We start from the raw sequence: 24214 nt of genomic DNA, 5'->3' as shown, positions 1-24214 counted from the left end.
AGTGCTGAAAGAAAATGATACAAAATCTGCGCCGCCATTATGACCGCGAGACGGGGCGGTCAAAAAAAGGAATAAGCGTGCAAAAAGCCGTCACTCCCCTTACGTCTCCAAAGGCAGGTTTTCATTCATCACTCAAGAACCGGTAAAAAAGGCCGTCATTTCGCCCATTTCCGCCGTGAAACCCGCTGCTATGCTCCTTCGTATTTACCGTGCCCGTGGAGGTTGGTTTGAACGCGCCTGATCGAGTCCCTGAGGACACCATTGCCATTGACGTCGCTTGCCCAGTGACTGATCTGGCCCTCAGTTATCAATCGTCCCCAATTCATCTTCGGGCGGTGGCACAGTTGTATGGCTTGACTACTGTGCCGTTGGAGACTGCACGCGTTCTGTATCTTGCATGCGGTAGCGGCACCAATCTTTTTCCTTTTGCAGCTGCCTATCCGGAAGCGAAAATAGTCGGTATTGATCCTGATCCGACGAAAATCGAAACGGCTTGTCAATCCAGGGATGCTTGGGGTATAGCCAACATTAAGTTTGTTAATAGCGATTTTTCCGAGATTACTCAGGATTTCGGTGAGTTTGACTATGTAATCGTCGCAGATTCGTTTAGTTTTCTGGACAGGGATGCTGCCGCAGAGGTGTTAAGGATCTGTCGTTTAAATTTGGCTTACGAGGGCGTGGCGTATGTGGAATACGACACTTACCCCGGGGCAAAATCCGCTGAAATTGTGCGCGATGCAGTACTCTTGCATACTCTTTCGATCACTAATGAAGTTGATAAAATCGCCGCTGCTAGGGCGGCGCTTGAACTCTTTGGTGATGGAGTTTCGACGGTAAATCCTATGGCGCCTGCGCTGCGTGTGGCGGCGAGGCAGGTGGCGAGAGATCTCGACCGTAGGGGTATATATGCGCTTCGATCGTTGCAACGGCAGCCTTATTATTATGCCGAATTTGCCGACTTTGCGGGTCAGTATGGAATGGTATGTGCTGGGGATGCTAATCCTCAAAGCGAACTGGCGACGACGTTCGGGACATCAGTAGCTCTGTCGCATAGCATGCTTGCGCTTGGAAAGCCAGCAGAGTTGAGGCAACAATATTTGGATTTTGCGACTGGTAGGGAGAGGCGTCACGCTCTTTTGACGCACCATGAGCGACAGTCGGAGTTAAACCTCAAGCCAAACCTTGACGTATTGACTTCGTTGCGTTGGGCCGGAATGTTCGAGCGTGTTCCTTGTGGGGCCGCTGATCCCGAGAAATCCTACTATTTGAATCATCATGGCAACATGGTGGTTGCGGACTCAGAAGTCATGGAGCGCATTTTGGATGCGCTTGGTTGTGTTTGGCCTGCGTCGCTATCTTATAAAAATCTGGTGAAGCTTGGCAAAGCGAGCGGGTCGAAGCTCCGCGGTATGACCCCAGCGGATTCGGTAAAGAAGGTTATCGAAACGCTATTTCTGTTGGGTGCGGCGCGCTTTTGCCTTGATAGCAGCCCTTATGACGATTTAGCACCGAACCAATGGGGGGCAGTCATCGGTGCACGGGTGCCTTCATATCTTTCAGGGTTCCAGACGCAATTCAACTTGTGGCACGAGGCTGTCGATTGCCCGTTGAATGAAGTTGATCTTGAATACCTAGAACAAGTGGATCGAAAAATTAGCATCGAGCAGATTTCCTTGGTTGCCATGGAAGGAAAGCGGGATGTCGAAGATGGGATTCCTGGCAGCAGGTTGGCATGTGTTTTGGGGCGGCTAAAACATGCGGGCTTGCTTCGAAGTAGAGCTAGAGATTGGCGAGACTATCTGCAAGATGGTTTGGTTGCCTCACGTGGAATTGCCCCTTTTTGGGCTCTCTATATAGACTCGCTCATGCGGGTAGACTCAGAATCCGATTCGTCGATTCCCTCTTGGCGTGCATCGAGCTCCACAAACGATGCCGTTTTGAAAGAAGGTAGAGAGCTAGTAAGAATGATCAACACAAATGCCGCAGTTGATCTTGAAGCACGTGCAAAAAAACTGACTAAACGTGCGCCAAACCACCCATCAGCCTGGGATTTGCTGGCGATGGCTGCGCGGCGGCGTGGTAAAGCTCAAGAATCGTTGGAATATCTATTGAAAGGGATTGTGCTTGATCCCCATTCACCGGATCGCTATACATCATTGGTTGGGTCGTTTCGTTTTCTCGGTCGTCGCTGGGATGAAGTTGAATCATGTGATCGCTACGTTCGCCGACTAGAAAGTGACTATGTTCCTATGTTGAACCTTATGGGCGTCCTCTTGCAGAAAGCCGCTCGTTTTCATGAAGCAGAGGTTCGGTTCCGTCGTGCGCTTAAGTTGGATCCCGAGAGTAATGACGCCCGTGTCAACCTAGGGAGTTGCTTAGGTGATTTGGGACATTTTGAGGCTGCCGAGGTCGTGTATCGTGATGTGCTAGAGCGTGATCCAAACCACTCGGCAGCGCGTAGCAACCGATTTTTTACTATGAATTATTTTCCGGGACGCTCCGCAGAGGAGATTCACGCCGCCTATTTGGAATACGGAGCAACGCTTGCATCGTCGGTCAGGCGACTTGAAAGACGGTTCCTGAATAATAGAGATCCTGAACGGCGCTTGCGAGTAGGCTACGTATCTCCGGACCTCCGGCGACATCCTGTCAGTTTATTTCTCTTGCCACTGTTGGCAAACCATGATCGAGCGGCCGTAGAAGTTTTCGCATATGCAGAGCTTGACCGCGCCGATGATGCGACCGAAGAACTACGTGTGTATATTGATCACTGGCAATTGACTAATGGAATGTCGGATGAGATTTTGGCCAATCGAATTCGAGAAGATGGTATTGATATTCTGATTGATTTGGCAGGTCATACAGGCCGAAATCGCTTGCAAGTTTTCGCCCGTAGAGCGGCCCCAGTGCAATTGACTTGGTTGGGATTTGGCACAACAACTGGTGTGCCCGAAATGGATTATATCCTTACCGACAGCTCGATGGCTCCGATCGGCCGCGAGCATTTGTTGACTGAGGTGCCGTGGCGCTTATCAAAAACTAATTTTGTTTACAGGCCCATGTTGCCGATGGGCGATGTAAATACTCTTCCTGCATTGCGGAATGGTTACATCCGGTATGTGTCTCTATCCAGAGCAATTCGTCTTAACGACCAACTCATTCGAGTTTGGTCGGAGTTGCTTCGGCGTGTGCCTGGATCTCGCCTAGTATTGGACAGTTCGAGCTATGTTGACCTCCGGATTCGAGCCGACATCATTGCACGCTTTGCGCATCAAGGTGTAGACGCGGCACGTATTGAGATGGGCTACCATTCTCCGCCCTGGGACTTGCTTAGGAGCGCCGATATTGCCTTGGATTGCTTCCCACACAATTCTGGCACGACAATTTTTGAGAGTCTATATATGGGGCTTCCGGCAATTACTCTTGCTGGAAATCCAGGGGTGGGGCGGATTGGAATGTCGATTCTTACAGGATTGGGGCGCCCGGATTGGGTTGCGCAGACTGAGTCGCAATACATCGAGAAAATCGTTGCCTTAGCAACGGATATTCCCGAGCTGGCGCGCATCCGCGCCGGCTTGCGCCAGGAAATGCAGGCCAGCGCCTTGATGGATGAGCCAGGCTTTGCCCGCAAGGTCGAGCAGGCTTACCGCGACATGTTCAAGAAGTGGTGCGAAGGATCCGTATGAAAGCCGTCATTCTTGCCGGGGGCCTGGGCACCCGCATCTCCGAAGAAACCCACGTCAAGCCCAAGCCCATGGTCGAGATCGGCGGACGGCCGATCCTGTGGCACATCATGAAGATGTATTCGGCCCACGGCGTCAATGATTTCATCATTTGCTGCGGCTACAAGGGCTATGTCATCAAGGAGTACTTCGCCAACTACTTCCTGCATATGTCGGACGTGACGTTCGATATGGCGAATAACCAGATGGAAGTACATCAACGTCACGCCGAGCCCTGGCGCGTGACGCTGGTGGACACGGGCGACGACACCATGACCGGCGGCCGCCTGAAACGTGTCGCCAGTTACGTCAAGGACGAAGAGGCGTTTTGCTTCACCTATGGCGACGGGGTCGCGGACGTGGATATCTCGGCATTGATCGCCTTCCATCGCCAGCACGGCAAGCTGGCGACGGTGACGGCGGTCCAACCCCCCGGCCGCTACGGCGCCTTGAAGATGGAAGACGATCTGGTGGCCGGCTTCACGGAGAAGCCGCGCGGCGACGGCGGGCTCATCAACGGCGGCTTTTTTGTGCTGTCGCCCAAGGTGCTGCCCCTGATCGAGGCCGACCATATTTCCTGGGAAATGGAGCCGCTGGAATCGTTGGCGCGCGGTGGCGATCTGATGGCCTACAAGCACATGGGCTTCTGGCAGCCCATGGACACGTTGCGGGAAAAGCGCATGCTTGAATCCTTGTGGGAAACCAACAAGGCGCCCTGGAGAATGTGGTGAACGACGGGTCCGGCGCCTTCTGGCACGGCAAGCGTGTACTGCTGACCGGCCATACGGGCTTCAAAGGCGGTTGGCTTGCCTTGTGGCTGCATAAGCTGGGCGCGCAGGTGACGGGCGTGGCGTTGCCGCCCGCCACGGATCGCCCGAGCCTGTTCCAGGCGGCCGCGATCGCAGGCGTTGCCGACAGCCATTTCTGCGATATCCGCGACGCGCAAGCCCTGGCCGCCATTGTGCGCCGCGCGCGTCCCGAGATCGTGCTGCATCTGGCAGCGCAGCCGCTGGTGCGTGCCAGCTACCGCGAGCCCTTGCTGACCTTCGAGACCAATGTGATGGGCACCGCGAATCTGCTGGATGGGTTGCGCGGCTTGCAAGACGTCCGTGTGGCGCTGAGCATCACGACGGACAAGGTATATCGCAACGAAGAGTGGCCGCACCCCTATCGTGAGAGCGATGCTTTGGGCGGGCACGATCCCTACAGCGCCAGCAAGGCGGCCGCCGAGCTGGTGTCCGCGAGCTATCGGGACGCCTTTCTGAAGCAGCAGGGCGTGGCGCTGGCCACGGCGCGGGCGGGCAATGTCATTGGCGGCGGGGACTGGTCGGACGATCGGCTGTTGCCCGACGCGGTTCGGGCCTGGCAGGGCGGGCGGACGCTGGAGATACGCAGTCCGGATTCGGTGCGGCCCTGGCAACATGTCCTGGAACCCCTGGCGGGCTACCTGCGTCTGGCTCAGTCGCTGTGGACACGTCCGGAACTGGCGGGTCCCTACAATTTCGGGCCGCCATCGCAAGACACGGCGACGGTGCACGACGTGGTCGAGCTGGCGCGCGCCGCCTACGGGTCGGGTGACGTGAGCTACGGCCAATCCGGCAACGGCCCGCATGAAGCAGGTTTGCTGGCCCTGGATACCTCCCGTGCGCGTGCCGTACTGGGCGTGCAGGCGCGCTGGACGCTGGCGCAAGGGGTCGCCGAAACCATGCAGTGGTATCGCGCCTGGCATGAGGGCGCGGACGCCCGCGCGCTGTGCGATGCGCAAATCGCGGCCTACGGCCCGGTCTGAACAGACCGCCAGCCGCGTCAAGAACATAACGGTTTTAGAGATAAGCAATGAATCCTAACGAAATCCGGGCGCAGATCGCCCAATTGGTCGATCAGTATCACGAGGCCCAGGAACGCGATCGCGCGGCCTTTGTGCCGGGCAAGATGGCGGTGCCGCCCTCGGGCAAGCTGATCGGCGCGGCCGAGCTGAAGGCAATGGTCGAAGCGTCGCTGGACGGCTGGCTCACGACCGGCCGCTTCAATGATGAGTTCGAGCGGCGGCTGGCGCAGTATCTGGGCGTCAAGCATCTGATCACCGTCAATTCGGGCTCGTCCGCCAACCTGGTGGCGTTTTCGACGCTCACGTCGCCGAAATTGGGCGAACGCGCGATCCGCCGTGGCGACGAAGTGATCGGCGTCGCGGCGGGGTTCCCCACCACCGTGAATCCCATTCTGCAATTTGGTGCGGTGCCGGTGTTCGTGGACGTGGAACTTGGCACCTACAACGTGGATGCCAGCCGCCTGGAAGCCGCGATCACCCCGCGCACCAAGGCCATCATGCTGGCCCACACGCTGGGCAACCCGTACAACCTGGATGTGGTCACGGCGCTGTGCAAGAAGCACGGACTGTGGCTGATCGAAGACTGTTGCGATGCGCTGGGGTCGACCTACAACGGCCGCATGGTCGGTACCTTTGGCGACATCGGTACGCTCAGCTTCTATCCCGCGCACCACATCACGATGGGCGAGGGAGGGGCGGTCTTCACGAATGATCCGCATCTGAAGCTGATTGCCGAGTCGTTCCGCGACTGGGGCCGCGATTGCTATTGCGCACCGGGCAAGGACAATACCTGCGGCCGTCGTTTCTGTCAGAAGCTGGGCAGCCTGCCTGAAGGCTACGACCACAAATACACGTATTCGCACATCGGCTACAACCTGAAGATCACCGACATGCAGGCCGCCTGCGGGCTGGCGCAGTTGGACCGGGTGGAAGAGTTCGTGGCGCAGCGCAAGGCGAATTTCCGGTTCCTGAAGGAACGGCTGGCCTCGTGCGAGGAATTCCTGATCTTGCCGGAGGCCACGCCCGGGTCGGACCCATCGTGGTTTGGCTTCCCCATCACGTTGCGACCGGAAGCCGACGCGCGCCGCGTCGATCTGCTCACGTACCTGGATCAGGACAAGGTTGGCACGCGCTTGCTGTTTGCCGGCAACCTGACACGGCAGCCTTCCATGGTGGGCCAGAACTACCGCGTGTCGGGCGAACTGACCAACACCGAAATCGTCATGCAAAACACCTTCTGGATCGGCGTGCAGCCCGCGTTGACGCCCGAGATGCTGGACTACGCCGCCAGCCGGATTGAACTGTTCTTCGGCGCGGGCTTCTGACATGCGTGCCGAGGCCTTGGCGATTCCAGGCTGCTATCTGCTGACGCTTCCTTGTTTTCCGGATGCGCGCGGCGAATTTCGCAAGCTGTTGCATGCGCCGTCGTTGCAGGCGCTGGGCCTGGAGACCGATTTCGTCGAGTCCTATGTGTCGGTCTCGCACCGTGGCGTGTTGCGCGGCCTGCATTTCCAGTTGCCGCCGTCCGATCACGCCAAGCTGGTTTCCTGCTTGACGGGGCGCGCGCGCGACGGCTTGCTGGACTTGCGCCGAGGGTCGCCGACATACGGCCAGTCGCTGTCCCTGATGCTGGACGGCGCAGAACCCCAGGCTGTGTATGTGCCCCGGGGCGTGGCGCACGGATTTGCCGCCCATCGCGACGGCACGGCGTTGCTGTACTACACGACATCGGTCCATGACCCCGCGCGGGACGCCGGCGTGCATGCGGAAAGCGCGGGCATCGACTGGTGGGTGGGCGAGGCTGGTATAGGTGAACCCCTGATGTCGCCCCGGGATGCCGCGTTGCCGCGATTCGCGGAGTTTGATTCGCCTTTCAGCCAGGGCGGGGCAGCATGAGCCAGCGCGTACTGGTCACGGGCGCGAATGGCTACGCGGGCGGCGCGATTGCAGCGTGCTTGCGCGCCCGTGGCATGCAGGTGATTACCGCTGGCAGATCGGGCGTCAATGACCTGAAGCTGGATCTGTCAGACCCGCGGCGCGTGGCGGACCTGATCCTGCCGGCCGGTATCGATGCCTGCGTGCATGCCGCCGCCATGCACGAGGTGGGTTGCCGAGCCGACCCGCAAGCCGCATACGTCGTCAACGTTGCTGGCACGCGGGCCTTGTTGCAGGCCTGCGAGCGGGCCGGTGTGCGCCGCCTGGCCTACGTGTCCACGTTTCATGTGTACGGCAGCCCGGCCGGGCTGCTGGACGAGTCCACGCCACCGGTGCCTGCCAATGACTATGGATTGACCCATCTTCAGGCCGAACAACTGTTTGAGTGGGCGGCGCGCGCCACGGGCGCATCGGTCGATATCCTGCGGCCTGCCAATCTGTATGGCGCACCGGCGTCCTGGAACGGTTTCGACCGCTGGACGCTGGCTCCCTTCGATTTCTGCCGCCAAGCCGTGGCCAATGGCCAGATCGTCTTGCACGGCCAGGGGTTGGCCGTGCGCAACTATCTGGACGTGGCGCATTTCGCCAGCGTGGTGGCCGCACGCTTGCAGGAACAGGCAAGCGGCGTGGTGCATGTGGCGGGTGCCGACTGGCGCATTCGGGATGTGGCGGAATTGGCGGCGGCCCAGGCTGGCGCGCTCTTGGGCCGGCATGTTCCGGTGCAATGCGGCGATGCCAAGGAAGTCCCGGCGCCAAACTATCAGTTCCAATCCCTATCCTTGCCCCCTCGCCGAGGAGACGAGCTTGCCGCGATGGCTGCGTTCTTGAGCCAGACGTTGGCGCATCTGATGGAGCACAAGGCATGAACCGGATTTCCACGCTGGCCAAGATCTCTCCGTTGGCCGACATCGAACGCTCGGTGCGCGGCAATGCCGTGGTGATTGGCGACCACGTCACCATCGATAGCTTCGTGAAGATCAAATTCGCGGGGGGCGACGGCGATGTGCATGTCGGCGATCAGGTCTATCTGAACTCGGGCGTCGTGATCTATTCGGGCAATGGAATTCGTATCGGCCGCGGCACGCTGATTGCGGCCAACACGACTCTGGCGCCAACCAATCACGAATACCGCAACCGCGACAAGACCATCATCGAACAGCGCTTCATGCCCAGCAAGGGCGGAATCCTCATCGAAGACGATTGCTGGATCGGCGCCAACTGCGTGCTATTGGATGGTTGCATCCTGCGGCGCGGCTGCGTCGTGGCGGCCGGCACGGTCCTGCGCGGCGCCTGGCCTGAATACGCGGTGATCGGCGGCAACCCGGCTGCGGTGTTGCGATATCGTAAGAATAAGTGCACTAAATAATCCTGGAGTGATTGCATGACATCGTCGGCGAAGGGTGGCCAAGGGGCTGCCAGTTCTAAAATTATGGGCCTGAACGAAGCGTTTGTGCTGGCCGTGCGGCATTGGAGTGAGGGTAGGCGCGCCGAGGCGGAGCACATCAGCCGCCAGATATACGCTGCGCGGCCAGCCCACCAGGGCGCGCGCCATCTCAGCATGGCGCTGGAGCATGGCGTGCGCGGGCTGATGTTTACTGCGCTGGGCTTGTCAGACCCTGAGGTCTACAGTATCGGCGATTATTCCTATGGCGTTCCTTCCGTCTTTCCCCACAATCAGCCGCACGAACCGGCACGCTTGTCCATTGGCAACTTTTGCACGATTGGGCACGAGGTGGAGATCATTCTGGGTGCCTACCACCGACAGGATACCTATACGATTTATCCGTTTTCGGCACCGCATTTCGGCACTCTGTTTGCGGCAACCAAAGATATCTCTGATTACTCTAGCACCCGCGGTGGTGTGTCCATTGGGCATGATGTCTGGATCGGCGCTGGCGCCAAGATCATGTCCGGCGTCACGATTGGCACCGGCGCGGTGATCGGCGCGGGCGCGGTCGTATCACGCGATGTCGGCCACTATGAAATCTGGGCAGGAAACCCCGCGCAATTTCGCCGCCGCCGCTTTGACGAGGCCGTCTCGGAGCGCCTGCTGGCCTTGCGGTGGTGGGATTGGCCCAAGGACATCATCGAGCGTCACGCGCGCGACATCATGCGCGGCACGCCGGAAGCCCTGGATGCGCTGGAGCATGGCCGCGATGCCTGGCACGCGCGTTTGCGTGGCGAAGTCAGCGCGCCGTTCGAGATGCTGCAAGGTCGTACAGGCCTGGTGCGAGCCCGCCGTTCGGCGAACTGGAGCGCGGGCCGTCCTGCCTGGGTGGTATTGCACGGATCGCTGGGCAGCATTGCAACGGTGCAAGGCATCGAAAAACACCTGCCGGATGCGAATCTGCTATTTGTCGATCTGCCGGGTTGCGGCAATAGCACGGCACCGACGCACATGTCGGTGGAAAGCTTCGCTGATGAGCTGTTGCCCGCGTTGCTGACCGCCTTGCCCGAGGGGTTCGGCGTGATCGGCGCGTCTTTTGGTGGCAGCGTCGGCCTGGCCCTTGCACGGCGCACTCCACTGTGCAAGGCGCTGGTGTTGCTGGATACGCCATTCAGCGCCCAGAAGCTTTGGCACAACCACGCATTCCTGCGTGGTGCCATCGCTGGCCGGCCTGATGACCGCTATCTGCGCAGTTTTGCGTTGGACATCTACGGCGTTACGCCAACAGCCGCGGTCGAGCGGGAGTACTGGCATTTGCTGGATGGCATCGATCAACCGGTTCTGGTCGTGACGGGCGATGTGCCGATGGCGCCACAACGCAAGCTACCGCCGGTTCCGTGTTGCCTGGATGATGGCGACCTGGCGCGCTTGAAGGATCTGGGATGCCGCGTTGAGCGCGTGCGCGGTGGGCATGACCTGATCAATGACAATCCTGCGGCGGTTGCCGCGCTGGTGGCGCAGGGGGTGGTGGCAGCAACGGTCTAACTGTTCCGCCGCATCAAGCATGCGGCAAGAGGGCGAGGCCAAGCGGGGCGGAATGATTTTCGCCCCTTTTTCATGCCTGCTCGGCAGGCAGGCCGAGGTATGGGGGAAGGATGAAAAAAAACCAGCCCGAGGGCTGGTTTTCGATACTGCGTCGGCGGTGGAGAAGGAAGATACGGCTTTCCGTCTCCACGCCGATGGCCTGCGTGCTGGAATTAACGCAGCAGCGACAGAACCGTTTGCGGCACTTGGTTGGCTTGGGCCAGAACCGAGGTACCAGCCTGTTGCAGGATCTGTGCCTTGGTCATGTTCGACACTTCCGTTGCGTAGTCGGCATCTTCGATGCGCGAACGAGCGGCGGACAGGTTGTTGATCGTGTTGTTCAGGTTGGCAACGGTCGATTCAAAGCGGTTCTGAATCGCACCCAGCGAGCTACGCTGCGAGTCGATGTTCTGCAGAGCGGCGTCGAGCTTGGCCAGCGGGTCAGCGGTCGAACCCTTGGTCAGGCTCGTAAGCGGCAGATCTGCAGGATCCAGCGTGAAGGTTGCTGCGGCGGTGGAGGTGTCAGCGTCCTTCGGATTCAATGCAACATAGTATTGGCCGGTCGCGCCGCTGGCGACATCGAAGCCCTTTGCCTTGAGGTTGCTCGACTCGGTTGCGTCCGTCGCGTTGACCTGAACACCGACAAACCAGTTGCCATTGTCATCCTGAACGGCGCTGCTGGCGATCGTCACGTTTGCTGTGTTAACGCCCAGACGGCCCGCCAAATCACCAGCCGAGCCTTCCGTAACGGACGTGCTGGTAACGGAGGTGCTCGAACCGTAGGCTTTTTGAAGGGCTGCGCCGTTGACGGCGCCGAGAGTCGTGCCCTTCGGGCCTGATACATTGAAGCCCGTCAAACCCAGGGTGTCAGCGGTGACTTCCTTCAGGTCGATCGTGATGGTTTCGCCGTCGTTGGCGCCAACTTGGATCGTCAGCTTGTTGTCCTTGGCCAGAACGTTCACGCCGTTGAACTGGGTTTGAGCCGACACGCGGTCGATTTCGTCCAGGCGCTGCTTGATTTCCGATTGGATCGAATCCAGGTCGGTCGGCGAGTTCGTGCCGCTGGCGGCTTGAACCGACAGTTGGCGAACACGTTGCAGGTTGTTGTTGATTTCGTTCAGCGCGCCTTCGGTCGTTTGAGCGATCGAGATGCCGTCGTTGGCGTTACGGGCGGCTTGGGTCAGGCCCTTGACGTTCGCGGTGAAGCGGTTGGCGATGGCTTGGCCAGCGGCGTCGTCCTTGGCGCTGTTGATGCGCAGGCCCGACGACAGGCGCTCAATAGCGCTGCCCAGGCTCGATTGCGACTTGTTCAGGTTGTTTTGAGCAACCATCGAGAGGTAGTTGGTATTGATAACGGCAGCCATGTTGGTGCTCCCAAGAGAGAAAGGCTTCTTCAAACCGGGCAGCGACGCCGCCCACTGGTGTTAACGGGAAAGTTCGTCGACTTGGTGTCTAGGAATCTCTCCGTTGCCAGGATTACGGCAGTCCCAAATCATTCTTTAGCCCTATTTCACGAAAGTCGTATTTATTGTTGTATCCGGCGAGAACTCCAACGGGGGCATCGTTACGGCTGCGAGCGCCGCGTTTGGGCGTGGAAATGAGAACGGGCGCCCTGGGCGCCCGTTCTCTTCACTGCTTGAAAAGATCCCTCTCGGGTGATCTCTATATAGGTAGGCTAGATGATCTGCGCAATCTGCCCCTCTTGCGGCAGTTCCTGCCAGGCCTGGTCCTTCAGCTTGGCGCGGATGCGCGCCGTGGCCTGTGAACGCAGCTGGCACACCCGCGCTTCGGTCACATTCATGATCGCGCCGATTTCCTTCAGGTTCAGGCCCTGCTCGTAACAAAGCGACAGCAACAGCTTTTCGCGGTCGGGCAGGGTATCGATGGCATGGATCAGCGCTTGACGGAAGTCGCCTGCCAGCAGCGCGTCCAGCGGATTGCCGCCTGCCGAGCCGTGATTCAGGGTTGCGGTCCAGTCGGACTGCCCGGAGGCTGAATCGGGTTCAGTCGTGAAATCCTCGTAATGCACGATCTGCACGCCCTGGGCGTCATGCAGCAGCGTCTGATATTCGTTCAGCGGAATATCCAGCTGATGGGCGATCTCGGCCTCGCTGGGCGCGCGCATCAGCCGCTGCTCCAGTTGCTGGATGGCTTGTTCAATCTTGCGTGCCTTGGCCCGGACGCTGCGCGGCAGCCAATCCTGGCCGCGGAGTTCGTCCAGCATCGCGCCACGAATCCGGGTCGTGGCGTAGGTCTCGAATTGGGCGTCTGCCGTTTCCTGATAGCGCCTTACGGCGTCGAGCAGACCGATCATGCCGGCCTGTATCAGGTCGTCAAGCTCAACGCTGGCGGGTAGCCGGGCGAGCAATTGCAGGGCCAGCTTCCGCACTAGCGGGGCATATTCGACCAAGCTGTCATCTGCGTGGGGCATTGCGGGAATGTCAGGCGGTGTCCATCGTGACGCATTGTCGGACGTTGTCAATTTGCGACATTGTCGACAAACGCGCGGCTTCGCTAAAGCTAGCAATTAAGTGATCGGCAAGGTGTCATTGTCGGGACTGCGCAACATTTCATTCCTCGAAGTACGCAATGTTTTGAATGCTTATTTGGCAAATTGACGTAAATTCCTCACGAATTTCTATGTCAATGTGTGTCTGTTTTAACAAGTTGCGCAATATCAACAAAGATTTGTCATATAAGTCATAGAAAATGACATCACCTGTGGTAAATTTTACTTAAATTGCGAACAAATGATACATTTCGCATTAAAACAGGATGCAGCAAGCCGCCAGGCAATTCGGGTTGCCGGCGCTTTTGGTTATCGAGCCCCGTGGGTGGGATAGGGATAGGGAGTAGGGCGTGCAACAAGTCGAAAATTCATTGCTGGCAGATATTCGCGAAGTGAATCTGTCATATCTGTTACTTGCGCAACGTATGTTGCGTGATGACTATGCTGCATCGATGTTCCGTTTGGGGTTCAGCAACGAAGTTGCTGACATCCTGATGCGACTGTCGCCAGCTCAATTGGTGAAGCTGGCCAGCTCCAGCTCGCTGCTGTGCCGGTTCCGCTTTGACGATTACAGCCTGTTGTCGGCGCTGACCCATGACGTATTGGGTGGTGCGTTGCAACAAGCCCACGCAACAATCCTGCTGGCCAAGCAACCTGTCGAAGAACTGGCCTGACGGCCGCTCGCACCTACATCGGATAATGCGCAATGGCCTCGAAAAGCGTTTCTCAGGAAGCGGACGACATCTTGCTTGCCAGCTCCATGATCACTCTAGGGGCACGGTTGCAGGTGCTTGAGGCTGAAACCAGCCTTAGCCACGACCGTCTGGCACGCTTGTATCGCGAAATTCGCGGTTGCTCGCCACCCAAGGGCATGCTGCCTTTTTCGGTCGATTGGTTCATGACCTGGCTGCCGAATATCCATTCCTCGCTGTTTTACAACGTGTATTCGTTCCTGAATGCGCGTACCAGCAGCAAGGGCATACGCGCCATCATTGACGCTTACCGCCTCTATCTTGAGAACGCGGGCCTGGATGCCGCGGAAAGCACCGAGCCCGTCCTGAGCTTCACCCGGGCCTGGATGCTGGTGCGCTTTTTCGATAGCGGCATGCTGCAACTCTCCGCCTGCCGCCAGTGCGGCGGCCATTTCATTGCCCACGCCCACGATCCGCAATCGGACTTCGTGTGCGCGATCTGCCGTCCGCCACCTCGCGCCGGCAAGACGCGCGCGGCGGCCAAGGCACGCGCAGGCAACCGTCCGGCGCCCGCCGTCGACGCTGCCCGGCCTTGATCGATTCGTCCTGCCGGCTGCGGCGACTCGGTCGCGCCCGGCGGTTCGCGCCTAGCCCGGCCGCGCTTGGCCGGCTACATCCAAATACATCAATAGCCCTGGAAAACTCCCCGTAACCCGCCTTTTTGGGTTGGGGGGGACAGGGGATCATTGACGCCAGTTTTAGACTTCGTTGGCAGGGGCCTGATGTGTTGATTGTTATCGGTTTTCTCGTGGTGATCGTGTCGGTCGTCGGTAGCTTCATAGCGCTGGGCGGCCATTTGGGCGCGCTTTACCAGCCCTTCGAGCTGACGCTGATTTTCGGTGCGGCCTTTGGGGCTTTCCTTGCCGGCAACAGCAAAAAGTCGCTGCTGCTGGTGAAGAAGGCCTTGCCTGACGCGCTGAAAAGCTCGCGTTACGGCAAGGACGTCTATATGGAGCTGATGGCGCTCCTGTATGTACTGCTGAACAAAGCGCGCCGCGAAGGCCTGATGGCCATCGAATCGCATATCGAGGATCCGGCCTCCAGCCCGATCTTCAGCGAATATCCCCGCATCGCCAAAGACGCGAAGCTCATGGAGTTCATCACGGACTACCTGCGCATCATGATTAGCGGCAACATGAGCTCGTTTGAAATCGAAACGCTCATGGACGAGGAAATCGAAACCTACCGCCATGAACGCGAAGTGCCGGCGCATGCCTTGCACCAGATGGCCGACGGCCTGCCGGCTTTCGGCATCGTCGCCGCGGTGCTGGGCGTGATCAAGGCGCTGGCCGCCGTTGACCAGCCGCCGGCGATCCTGGGCGACCTGATTTCCAAGGCCATGGTCGGTACCTTCCTGGGCATTTTGCTGGCCTACGGTTTCGTGGGGCCGCTGGCTTCGCGTGTCGAGCGCCGCACGGATGAAGCCATGAAGGTGCTGGAATGCATCAAGACCACGTTGCTGGCCAGCATGAACGGCTACCCGCCCCAATTGGCGGTGGAGTTCGGCCGCAAGGTGCTGTTCTCGTCCGTGCGTCCGACCTTCGGTGAACTGGAAGAACACGTCCGGCAAACCAAGTCGACAGCAACCGGCAAGGCCTGACGGAGCGGGCCATGAGCACGGTAAACAACCACCGTGTGGTGATCCGCCGCAAGAAGGTCAAGGGCGGCGGGCACCACGGCGGCAGCTGGAAAATTGCCTACGCCGACTTCATCACGGCGATGATGGCGTTCTTCCTGGTGATGTGGCTGATCAGCATCGTGCCGCGCGAAGAACTCAAGGGCATCGCAGAGTATTTCCGCATGCCGTTGCGCGTGGCGATCACGGGCGGGCCCAGCAGTTCGGCGGAAACCAGTGCGGTGCCGGGCGGCGGTCGCGACCCCCTGCGCAGCGAAGGCGATGTGCGACGCGCACAGGGCAATCGGGTGGAAGCCCAGCCCATGGGCGACGCGGAACGCCGCGAGCAGCACCGCCTGGAAAACCTGAAGAAGCGCCTCGAGAACGTCATCGATACCAGCCCGGTCCTGAAGAGTTTCAGGCCGCAATTGCTGATTGACCTGACGACCGAAGGCCTGCGCATCCAGATCATCGACAATCAGAACCGCCCGATGTTCGCGACCGGCCGTGCGGAAGTGCAGCCCTATATGCGCGACATCCTGCGGGAATTGGGGCCGGTGCTGAATGAACTGCCGAACAAGGTCAGCATTTCGGGTCACACGGACGCCTCGCAGTACGCGCGCGGCGAACGCGCCTATAGCAATTGGGAGCTCTCGGCCGACCGCGCGAACGCTTCCCGCCAGGAATTGGTGGCCGGTGGCATGAGCGAAAGCAAGGTCATGCGCATCCAGGGCCTGTCTTCCAGCATGAGCCTGGTTAAAGATGATCCGTATGCAGCCGTTAATAGACGTATCAGCCTCGTGGTGCTCAATCAGAGCACCCAGCGGCGCATCGAAAACGAGAACGCCGCCGCTGCGGACGTAAGCGCGAAGGATGCCCGCGAGGTGGGGACGGCCGTGGAGGCGGTGCAAGCCGCCGCCCAGGCCGGGACGGCAACCAAACAAGGCGAAGCGGCGAATGCGCCGCCCGCTGAAGGGGTTCGATAGCAATGGCGGCAACGATTCTGGTGGCGGACGATTCGGCGACGATGCGGATGATCGTGCAGGCGACGCTGACGGGCGCGGGATGGAAGGTACTGACGGCTGGCAATGGCCAGGAAGCGCTGGAAGTGGCCAAGAACCACCCGGTGGATCTCGTGGTGAGCGACTGGAACATGCCGGTCATGGGCGGGCTGGAATTGATTCAAGGCCTGCGCGAGCAGGATCAGTACTTGGATGTGCCGGTGCTGGTGCTGACGACCGAGGACGATGTGGATAGCAAGATGGCCGCTCGGGATTTGGGCGTTTGTGGCTGGCTGTCCAAGCCGGTCGACCCCGATGTGCTGGTGGAATTGGCGACCGAGCTGCTCGACGAGCAGGCCGGTGCTTAAAGCAGGTTCATTTAAGAAGGCGTACGGGTCATGAGTGCTGGTTTGGACCTCAGTCAGTTTTACGAGACCTTTTTCGACGAGGCGGATGAGCTGCTCGCGCAGATGGAGCAGTTGCTGCTTGAGCTGGATGTGGGTGCGCCCGACATCGAACAGCTCAACGCCATCTTCCGTGCCGCCCACTCGATCAAGGGGGGCGCGGCGACATTCGGCTGTTTCACGCAGTTGGCCGGCACCACCCACTTGCTTGAAAACCTTCTGGACGCAATCCGTCGCGGCGAAATGGCGCTGCGCACGGACATGATTGATATCTTCTTGGAAACGAAAGACGTGCTCAAAAGCCAACTGGATGCCTATCGGGCCTCCGAAGAGCCCGATGAAGCCGTGTTTGAGCGTATCTGCGCGGTATTGAGGCAGTTGGCGCTGGAGCATAAGGATCCTGCCGCCGCGGCGCCGGCCCCCGCGCCGGTGGTGGCGGCGCCCGTTCCGGCGCCCGCGCCCGTGCAACAGGCGGCCGACGCCGGCAATCTGCCGCTCAAGGTCCGGATCACCAAGGTGTCCGACAAGGACGCGGCGTCCTTGCTTGAGGAAATGGGCAACCTGGGTACGGTCAAGGCCAGCGAACGCGCCGATGGCGTCCTGACGGTGTGGGTGGATAGCACCTGCACGCCGGACGACATCGAGGCCGTGTGCTGCTTCATCGTTGACGGTGACCAACTGAACATCAGCCGCGAAGCGGCACCGGCGGGCGAAGCCCCGGCACCGGTCGCGGCCGAGCCTGCCCCGGTGGTGGCCCCTGTGGCGCCTGCGCCCGTGGTGGCGGAATCGGCGGCTGCCGCCGAAGCGATCACTCAGGCGGCGGCCCGTGCCTCCCGTCCGGCGGCGCCTGCGCATGCCGACAAGGAGTCCACCTCGATTCGCGTGGGCGTGGAGAAAGTCGATCAGGTCATCAACCTGGTGGGCGAGCTGGTCATTACGCAAGCCATGCTGGCGCAGACGGCCTCCACGCTGGACCCGGTTCTGCACGACCGTCTGCTGAACGGCATGGAACAGCTGGAACGCAACGCCCGCGATCTGCAAGAAGCGGTGATGTCCATCCGCATGATGCCGATGGACTACGTGTTCAGCCGCTTTCCCCGTCTGGTGCGCGACATCGCCAGCAAGATGGGCAAGCAGATCGAACTGCAAACCTACGGCCGTGCGACCGAGCTGGACAAGAGCCTGATCGAACGCATCATCGACCCGCTGACGCACCTGGTGCGCAACAGCCTGGACCATGGCATCGAAACGCCCGAAAAGCGCGTGGCCGCGGGCAAGGATCCGGTGGGCCAGTTGGTGTTGTCCGCCCAGCACAATGGCGGCAACATCGTGATCGAGGTCAGCGACGATGGCGGCGGCCTGAATCGGGACAAGATCCTGAAGAAGGCGATCGCCCAGGGCTTGCCGGTCAACGAGAATTCGCCGGACGACGAAATCTGGCAGCTGATTTTCGCGCCGGGCTTCTCCACGGCCGAAAAGGTCACGGACATTTCCGGCCGCGGGGTTGGCATGGACGTGGTGCGCCGGAACATCCAGGACATGGGCGGCCACGTGCAGTTGTCGTGCGAACCGGGCAACGGCACCACGACGCGCATCGTGTTGCCGCTGACGCTGGCCATTCTGGACGGCATGTCGGTGCGCGTGGGCGAAGAAACCTTCATCCTGCCGCTGAATCATGTGACGGAATCGCTTCAGCCCACCAACGACCAGATCTATTCGGTGGCGGGCAACGAGCGCGTGATGCACGTGCGCGGCGAATACCTGCCGCTGGTTGAAATGCACCGCGTGTTCTCGGTGGGCGGGGCGCAGGCCGATCCCACGCAGGCCATCGCGGTGATCATGCAGGCCGAAGACCGCCGCTTCGCGCTGTTGGTCGATCACCTGATCGGGCAGCACCAGGTGGTGGTCAAGAATCTTGAGTCGAATTACCGCAAGGTCCCCGGCATCTCCGCCGCCACCATCCTGGGTGATGGCAGCGTTGCGTTGATTGTCGATGTATTTGCGCTTGCGCGCGCCAACCGTGAGCGTTGGTCGCAGCCCGAAGCCGTTCTGAATTGATGGAGCACTAAAAAATCATGGCAGCCAAACCGCAAGCGCAATCCGCGCGCAATGAAGATGTCGGCAGCGAATTCCTCGTCTTCACGCTGGGCGACGAAGAGTACGGCATCGACATCCTGAAAGTGCAGGAAATCCGTGGCTACGACGCCGACGCGGTGACCCGCATCGCCAACGTCCCGTCGTTCATCAAGGGCGTGACGAATCTGCGCGGCATCATCGTTCCGATCGTCGACCTGCGCATCAAGTTCAACCTGAACCGTGTTGAATACAACGAACAGACCGTTGTGATCATCCTGAACCTGGACCGCCGCGTGGTGGGCATCGTGGTTGACGGCGTGTCTGACGTGCTGATGCTCAACGCGGGCCAGATCCGTCCGGCGCCTGAGTTCGGCGCCACGCTGTCCACCGAATACCTGACCGGGCTGGGCACGGTGGATGAGCGCATGCTGATCCTGGTGGATATCGAAAAAATGATGACCAGCGATGAAATGGCGCTGGTGGAGAAGGCCGCCTCCTGATCGGAGTTTGGCCGGAAAGCGGGGTAGAGGCGCCATATTCAATCCGATGTGGCGCTTTCCTTTAACGATTGCAGTCAAGGGATGGTTCTTGTGATGCGCAAGTTTTTCGCGAACATGACGATACGCAGCAGCCTGTTGTGGGTGCTGGCGTTCTTCTCATTCATGTTGGTGATCGGGGCGGCGCTCGGCGTGCTGTCCCTGCGGATCAGCAACGGGACTCTGGCTGAAATCAAGCAATCCCAGGAACTGGACGACGCGGTGGGCCGCGTGGTGTCCAGCTACAAGGATTCCATGAACGGCCTGGGCCGGGCTGCGGCCGCCAACTACGCGGACATCGTGAACAACGTCGGCCAGGCAACCTTGCTGACGCAAGGGCTGTCTTCAGAGGCGACCGGCCTGCTGGAGCGCGCCAAGGCGTCCATGAACAAGGGCCAGGCTGAGTTTGAGTACTACAAGACCCTGCCGCAGCCTGCGGAGGCGGTCGAGGCGCTGAAAGAGATCGAAGCGTCGTATGGCGCGCTGGTGCAGCAAGGGCTGACGCCGCTTGCCGCCGCGCTGGAAAAGGCCGACATGCCGGCCTTCCAAAAGCAAGTCCAGACGGTGCAGGACGCGCTGGAAGGCCGATTTGCCCGGGCCGTCGAAGGCTTCGATTTCTGGCGTGCCAGCAAGATGCTGGATGCGCATGAGGTCGCCCAGGTGCGCTACCAGTTCGTGTTGATCGCCGTTGGCGCGGGCGGCTTGATCGCCGCGCTGCTGGTGTTCGCGACCTATGTCTTCCTGCGTCGCCGCGTGCTGCTGCCGCTGAAGGAAGCCGGCCACCACTTTGACCGCATCGCTGGGGGTGACCTGACCGCCCGTGTGGACGTGCGCAACACCAACGAAATTGGCCAGCTGTTCGCGGCGCTCAAGCGCATGCAGGAAAGCTTGACGCGCACGGTGGCGACGGTGCGTCGCGGCGTGGACGAAATCAATGTCGGGTCGCATGAAATCGCGGCAGGCAACACGGATCTGTCCAGTCGAACCGAGCAGCAGGCGGCTTCCCTGGAGGAAACGGCTGCGTCGATGGAACAACTGGCGTCCACGGTGAAGCAGAACGCCGACAATGCGCGCCAGGCGAATCAATTGGCGGCCAGTGCATCGGACGTGGCCGAGCGTGGTGGTTCAGCGGTGTCGGAAGTGGTCAACACCATGCACGGCATTTCCACCAGTTCGCGCAAGATTTCCGAAATCGTGTCCGTGATCGACGGCATCGCCTTCCAGACGAACATCCTGGCGCTGAACGCGGCCGTGGAAGCGGCGCGTGCGGGCGAGCAGGGCAAGGGCTTTGCGGTGGTGGCGGGCGAAGTGCGTTCGCTGGCGCAGCGCAGCGCGCAAGCGGCCAAGGAAATCAAGGGCCTGATCGAAGACTCGGTGACGAAGGTGGGCGCGGGTTCGCAACAAGTGGAACGCGCCGGCGCGACGATGCAGGAAATCGTGGCATCGGTGAAGCGCGTGACGGACATCATGGGCGAGATCTCGGCGGCGTCCGAAGAACAGTCCAGCGGCATCGATCAAGTCAATCGCGCCGTGTCGCAGATGGATGAGGTGACGCAGCAGAACGCGGCGTTGGTGGAAGAAGCGGCCGCTGCCGCGGGCTCCCTGCAAGAACAGGCGCAGCGTCTGGCCGAAGCCGTCGCTGTCTTCAAGATCAATGCGGGCGAAGTCATCGAAGTGCCGGCGCATCGCCTGTCTTCCGTGCGTTCGTCCGATGACGACTCCCGATTGCAAGCGCCTGATGCGTTTGCGCTTGGGCACTGAGGATCGCTGTGGCAACCGCGGCAACTTCGGCGCCGTCCATTCCGGTGGACCGCCAATTCGACTTTCGCGACGCGGACTTTTCCCGCGTGCGCAAGATGATCCACGCGCGCGCCGGCATTTCGCTGGGTACGCACAAGCGTGAGATGGTCTACAGCCGCCTGGCCAGGCGGCTGCGGGCATTGGGCCGGCAGGATTTCGGCAGCTATCTGGATCAGCTGGAAAATGAACCTGACGCGGCCGAGTGGGAAGACTTTGTCAACGCGCTGACGACCAACCTGACGGCGTTTTTCCGAGAGTCGCACCACTTTCCGATTCTGGCCGATTTTGCGCAAAAGCGCGGTGGACCGGTATCGGTGTGGTGCTGTGCCGCTTCCACTGGGGAAGAGCCGTATTCGATCGCCATGACGCTTGTCGAGGCACTGGGTCCGCGCGCCAATACCAGCACGGTGTTCGCAACCGATATCGACACCAATGTGTTGAACCGGGCGCGGGCGGCGGTGTATCCGGCCGAGCGCGTGGCGAAGATGGAAGACGAGCGCCTGCGCCGCTTCTTCCTCAAGGGCCGTGGCGCGAATGCGGGCCAGGTCCGGGTGCGTCCCGAAATCGCCGACATGGTGCGGTACGACACCTTGAATTTGTTGGCGCCTTCCTGGGCGATCAACGAGAAGTTCGACGTGATCTTCTGCCGCAACGTCATGATCTATTTCGACAAGCCGACGCAGGCGAAGATTCTGGAGCGCTTTGTGCCGCTGCTCAAGCCGGGCGGCCTGCTGTTTGCCGGGCACTCCGAGAACTTCACCTACATCAGCAGGGATTTTCGTCTGCGCGGGCAGACGGTTTACGAATGCGCGAGTAAGGCCTGAACAGGCCGAGGCAGCAAGCAATGAAAAAAATAAGCGTTTTGTGTGTGGACGACTCCGCGCTGGTGCGCGGACTGATGACGGAGATCATCAATAGCCAGCCGGACATGGAAGTGGTCGCGACCGCGCCGGACCCATTGGTGGCGCGCGAACTGATCAAGCGCCACAATCCTGACGTGCTGACGCTGGACGTGGAAATGCCCCGCATGGACGGGCTGGATTTTCTGGAAAAGCTGATGCGCCTGCGGCCGATGCCGGTCGTGATGGTGTCGTCCTTGACCGAGCGTGGCGGTGAAATCACCTTGCGCGCGCTGGAATTGGGCGCCATCGATTTCGTGACCAAGCCCAAGCTGGGCATTCGCGATGGCTTGCTGGAATACACCGAAATCATCGCGGACAAGATCCGTGCCGCCGCGCGCGCCAAGCTGCGTGCACCCACGCCGCATGCGCCGCAGTCGGCGCCCGCGCCAATGCTGCGCCGGCCGCTGTCCAGTTCGGAAAAGCTGGTAATCGTGGGCGCCTCCACGGGCGGCACCGAGGCCATCCGCGAAGTCCTGCAACCGTTGCCGCCGGACAGCCCGGCCATTCTGATCACGCAGCACATGCCTGCGGGTTTCACGCGGTCGTTCGCGCAGCGCCTGGATGCCCTGTGCGCCGTGACGGTGCGTGAGGCGGTCCACGGTGACCGGGTGCTGCCGGGCCACGTTTACCTGGCGCCGGGTGGCGACACCCACATGCGTCTGGGCCGTAGCGGCGCCAACTATGTGATCGAGCTTGAAGCCAGTGAACCCGTCAACCGCCACCGTCCTTCGGTGGACGTGTTGTTCAATTCCGCCGCCGTCGCCGCAGGCAAGAACGCCATTGGCGTCATTCTGACGGGCATGGGCAAGGACGGCGCCTCCGGCATGCTGGCCATGCACCGGGCCGGGGCGCACACGATCGCGCAAGACGAAGCCAGCTGCGTGGTGTTCGGCATGCCCCGTGAGGCCATCGCCATGGGCGCCGCGGATGAAGTGGTAGCGCTGTCGGCGATTAGCGAACGCATTCTGACTCGCCTGGGCGACCGAGGACACCGCGTTTAACGCGGATGATTCCTCGATCGGTCTCAAGCAAATTTTTTCTGGAGTGAAAGATGGTAGACAAGGGCCTGAAGATTCTGGTGGTGGATGACTTCCCCACGATGCGGCGAATTATCCGCAACCTGCTCAAAGAGCTGGGTTTCGAGAACGTGGATGAGGCCGAGGATGGCGCGATCGGGTTGGAGAAGCTGCGTAACGGCGGCTTCCAATTCGTCGTTTCCGACTGGAACATGCCCAATCTTGATGGCCTGGAAATGCTCAAGCAGATCCGTGCCGACGCCGCCCTGGCGTCGTTGCCGGTGCTGATGGTGACGGCCGAGGCCAAGAAAGAGAACATCGTCGCGGCGGCTCAGGCCGGTGCGAACGGTTACGTGGTCAAGCCTTTCACTGCGGCGACGCTGGAAGAAAAGCTCACCAAGATCTTCGAGAAAATTGCCGGCTGAGGTGTGCAATGAGCACAACGCAAAACGTTGAACCCGCAGCGGAAAATCCCGATCTGATCCATCGCATCGCGTCGCTGACGCGCATGTTGCGCGATAGCATGCGCGAACTGGGCCTGGACCAGGCGATCAAGGATGCCGCCAATGCGATCCCGGACGCGCGTGATCGTCTGCGGTATGTGGCACAGATGACCGAGCAGGCCGCCAACCGGGTGCTGAACGCGACCGAGCAGGCAGGTCCGATCCAGGATCAAATGTCGCGCTCCGCGCAGAAGTTGGATGGCCGCTGGCAGCAATGGTATGACCAACCGCTGGACGTGCCCGAAGCGCGCGAATTGGTGGAGGACACGCGCGCGTTCCTGGCGGATGTGCCCAAGCAGACCCAGCAGACCCAGTCCAAGCTGATGGAAATCATCATGGCGCAGGATTTCCAGGATCTGACGGGCCAGGTCATCATGCGCATGATGGACGTGGTGGGCGCGATCGAACGCGAACTGCTGCAAGTGTTGCTGGACAACGTCCCGCAAGAGCGCCGCGATGAGGCCAACAGCCTGCTCAACGGGCCGCAGATCAGTCCGCAGGGCAAGATGGATGTCGTGACCAGCCAGGATCAGGTCGATGACCTGCTGGCCAGCCTGGGTTTCTGACCCGGCCCGCACATCGCTGGCGAGGATTCCTCCAGGATCTTGCGCCAGCGGTGTGGTCGCTGTGCATGAACGTATTCC

At 60.3% G+C, this 24214-nt stretch carries 22 protein-coding genes; 20 read left to right on the top strand and 2 right to left on the bottom strand.

What is annotated here, in order from left to right:
- Window positions 1-227 precede the first annotated feature (227 nt).
- From HV753_RS05905 to HV753_RS31210, 8 genes are all read left to right on the top strand, one after another.
- A complete protein-coding gene (locus HV753_RS05905) occupies window positions 228-3686 on the top strand; it encodes a bifunctional class I SAM-dependent methyltransferase/glycosyltransferase (RefSeq protein ID WP_175173452.1) in 3459 nt (1152 codons plus the stop codon).
- The gene (gene rfbF, locus HV753_RS05900; protein ID WP_175173451.1) at window positions 3683-4453 is read left to right on the top strand and encodes a glucose-1-phosphate cytidylyltransferase; all 771 of its coding nucleotides are present in this window, start codon (window positions 3683-3685) and stop codon (window positions 4451-4453) included. Before HV753_RS05905 ends, rfbF begins: the two co-directional genes overlap by 4 nt.
- The gene (gene rfbG, locus HV753_RS05895) at window positions 4450-5511 is read left to right on the top strand and encodes a CDP-glucose 4,6-dehydratase (RefSeq protein ID WP_246288159.1); all 1062 of its coding nucleotides are present in this window, start codon (window positions 4450-4452) and stop codon (window positions 5509-5511) included. Before rfbF ends, rfbG begins: the two co-directional genes overlap by 4 nt.
- Before the next feature lie 47 nt (window positions 5512-5558).
- Window positions 5559-6875 (top strand): lipopolysaccharide biosynthesis protein RfbH, encoded by a 1317-nt coding sequence (gene rfbH, locus HV753_RS05890; RefSeq protein ID WP_175173450.1) that lies wholly within the window; start codon window positions 5559-5561, stop codon window positions 6873-6875.
- A 1-nt stretch (window position 6876) separates the two neighbouring features.
- Window positions 6877-7446, top strand: coding sequence for a dTDP-4-dehydrorhamnose 3,5-epimerase family protein (locus HV753_RS05885; protein WP_175173449.1), 570 nt, complete (start codon window positions 6877-6879; stop codon window positions 7444-7446).
- Window positions 7443-8351 carry an NAD-dependent epimerase/dehydratase family protein gene (locus HV753_RS05880; RefSeq protein ID WP_175173448.1) on the top strand — a complete coding sequence of 303 codons (909 nt, stop codon included), beginning with the start codon at window positions 7443-7445 and terminating at the stop codon, window positions 8349-8351. The genes HV753_RS05885 and HV753_RS05880 overlap by 4 nt, the downstream gene beginning before the upstream one ends.
- Window positions 8348-8851 (top strand): acyltransferase, encoded by a 504-nt coding sequence (locus HV753_RS05875; RefSeq protein ID WP_175173447.1) that lies wholly within the window; start codon window positions 8348-8350, stop codon window positions 8849-8851. The genes HV753_RS05880 and HV753_RS05875 overlap by 4 nt, the downstream gene beginning before the upstream one ends.
- A gap of 495 nt (window positions 8852-9346) precedes the next feature.
- A complete protein-coding gene (locus HV753_RS31210) occupies window positions 9347-10417 on the top strand; it encodes an alpha/beta fold hydrolase (RefSeq protein ID WP_281370965.1) in 1071 nt (356 codons plus the stop codon).
- A gap of 212 nt (window positions 10418-10629) precedes the next feature.
- Here HV753_RS31210 and HV753_RS05865 read toward each other — a convergent pair whose 3' ends face one another.
- Complete coding sequence (locus HV753_RS05865; protein ID WP_175173445.1) at window positions 10630-11820, bottom strand: FliC/FljB family flagellin; 1191 nt, start codon at window positions 11818-11820, stop codon at window positions 10630-10632.
- 311 nt (window positions 11821-12131) lie between these two features.
- The gene (locus HV753_RS05860; protein WP_175173444.1) at window positions 12132-12887 is read right to left on the bottom strand and encodes an RNA polymerase sigma factor FliA; all 756 of its coding nucleotides are present in this window, start codon (window positions 12885-12887) and stop codon (window positions 12132-12134) included.
- A gap of 428 nt (window positions 12888-13315) precedes the next feature.
- On the opposite strand from HV753_RS05860, the gene flhD reads away from it, so the two are divergent.
- From flhD to cheZ, 12 genes are all read left to right on the top strand, one after another.
- The gene (gene flhD, locus HV753_RS05855; protein WP_006219025.1) at window positions 13316-13639 is read left to right on the top strand and encodes a flagellar transcriptional regulator FlhD; all 324 of its coding nucleotides are present in this window, start codon (window positions 13316-13318) and stop codon (window positions 13637-13639) included.
- A gap of 32 nt (window positions 13640-13671) precedes the next feature.
- Entirely contained in the window at window positions 13672-14253 is a 582-nt protein-coding gene (gene flhC, locus HV753_RS05850) for a flagellar transcriptional regulator FlhC (protein ID WP_175173443.1), read from the top strand.
- Between the two features lie 188 nt (window positions 14254-14441).
- Complete coding sequence (motA, locus tag HV753_RS05845; protein WP_175173442.1) at window positions 14442-15317, top strand: flagellar motor stator protein MotA; 876 nt, start codon at window positions 14442-14444, stop codon at window positions 15315-15317.
- An 11-nt stretch (window positions 15318-15328) separates the two neighbouring features.
- Complete coding sequence (motB, locus tag HV753_RS05840) at window positions 15329-16318, top strand: flagellar motor protein MotB (protein WP_175173441.1); 990 nt, start codon at window positions 15329-15331, stop codon at window positions 16316-16318.
- A gap of 2 nt (window positions 16319-16320) precedes the next feature.
- Window positions 16321-16701: a response regulator gene (locus HV753_RS05835; protein WP_175173440.1), complete on the top strand. Its 381-nt coding sequence runs from the start codon at window positions 16321-16323 to the stop codon at window positions 16699-16701.
- Window positions 16702-16731: 30 nt separating this feature from the next.
- On the top strand, window positions 16732-18795 hold the full coding sequence (cheA, locus tag HV753_RS05830; RefSeq protein WP_175173439.1) for a chemotaxis protein CheA: 2064 nt from the start codon (window positions 16732-16734) through the stop codon (window positions 18793-18795).
- Between the two features lie 17 nt (window positions 18796-18812).
- Window positions 18813-19313: a chemotaxis protein CheW gene (cheW, locus tag HV753_RS05825; protein WP_175173438.1), complete on the top strand. Its 501-nt coding sequence runs from the start codon at window positions 18813-18815 to the stop codon at window positions 19311-19313.
- Between the two features lie 93 nt (window positions 19314-19406).
- Entirely contained in the window at window positions 19407-21110 is a 1704-nt protein-coding gene (locus tag HV753_RS05820; RefSeq protein WP_175173437.1) for a methyl-accepting chemotaxis protein, read from the top strand.
- An 8-nt stretch (window positions 21111-21118) separates the two neighbouring features.
- On the top strand, window positions 21119-21973 hold the full coding sequence (locus tag HV753_RS05815) for a CheR family methyltransferase (RefSeq protein WP_175173436.1): 855 nt from the start codon (window positions 21119-21121) through the stop codon (window positions 21971-21973).
- Window positions 21974-21993: 20 nt separating this feature from the next.
- Entirely contained in the window at window positions 21994-23052 is a 1059-nt protein-coding gene (locus HV753_RS05810; protein ID WP_175173435.1) for a protein-glutamate methylesterase/protein-glutamine glutaminase, read from the top strand.
- Between the two features lie 50 nt (window positions 23053-23102).
- Window positions 23103-23492 (top strand): chemotaxis response regulator CheY, encoded by a 390-nt coding sequence (cheY, locus tag HV753_RS05805; RefSeq protein ID WP_006224583.1) that lies wholly within the window; start codon window positions 23103-23105, stop codon window positions 23490-23492.
- An 8-nt stretch (window positions 23493-23500) separates the two neighbouring features.
- Complete coding sequence (gene cheZ, locus HV753_RS05800) at window positions 23501-24136, top strand: protein phosphatase CheZ (RefSeq protein ID WP_175173434.1); 636 nt, start codon at window positions 23501-23503, stop codon at window positions 24134-24136.
- Window positions 24137-24214 lie beyond the last annotated feature (78 nt).

The sequence above is a fragment of the Achromobacter pestifer genome (genome assembly GCF_902859625.1).
In the GTDB taxonomy this organism is placed as follows: domain Bacteria; phylum Pseudomonadota; class Gammaproteobacteria; order Burkholderiales; family Burkholderiaceae_B; genus Achromobacter; species Achromobacter pestifer.
This window is presented reverse-complemented; position numbering and strand designations above follow the sequence as displayed.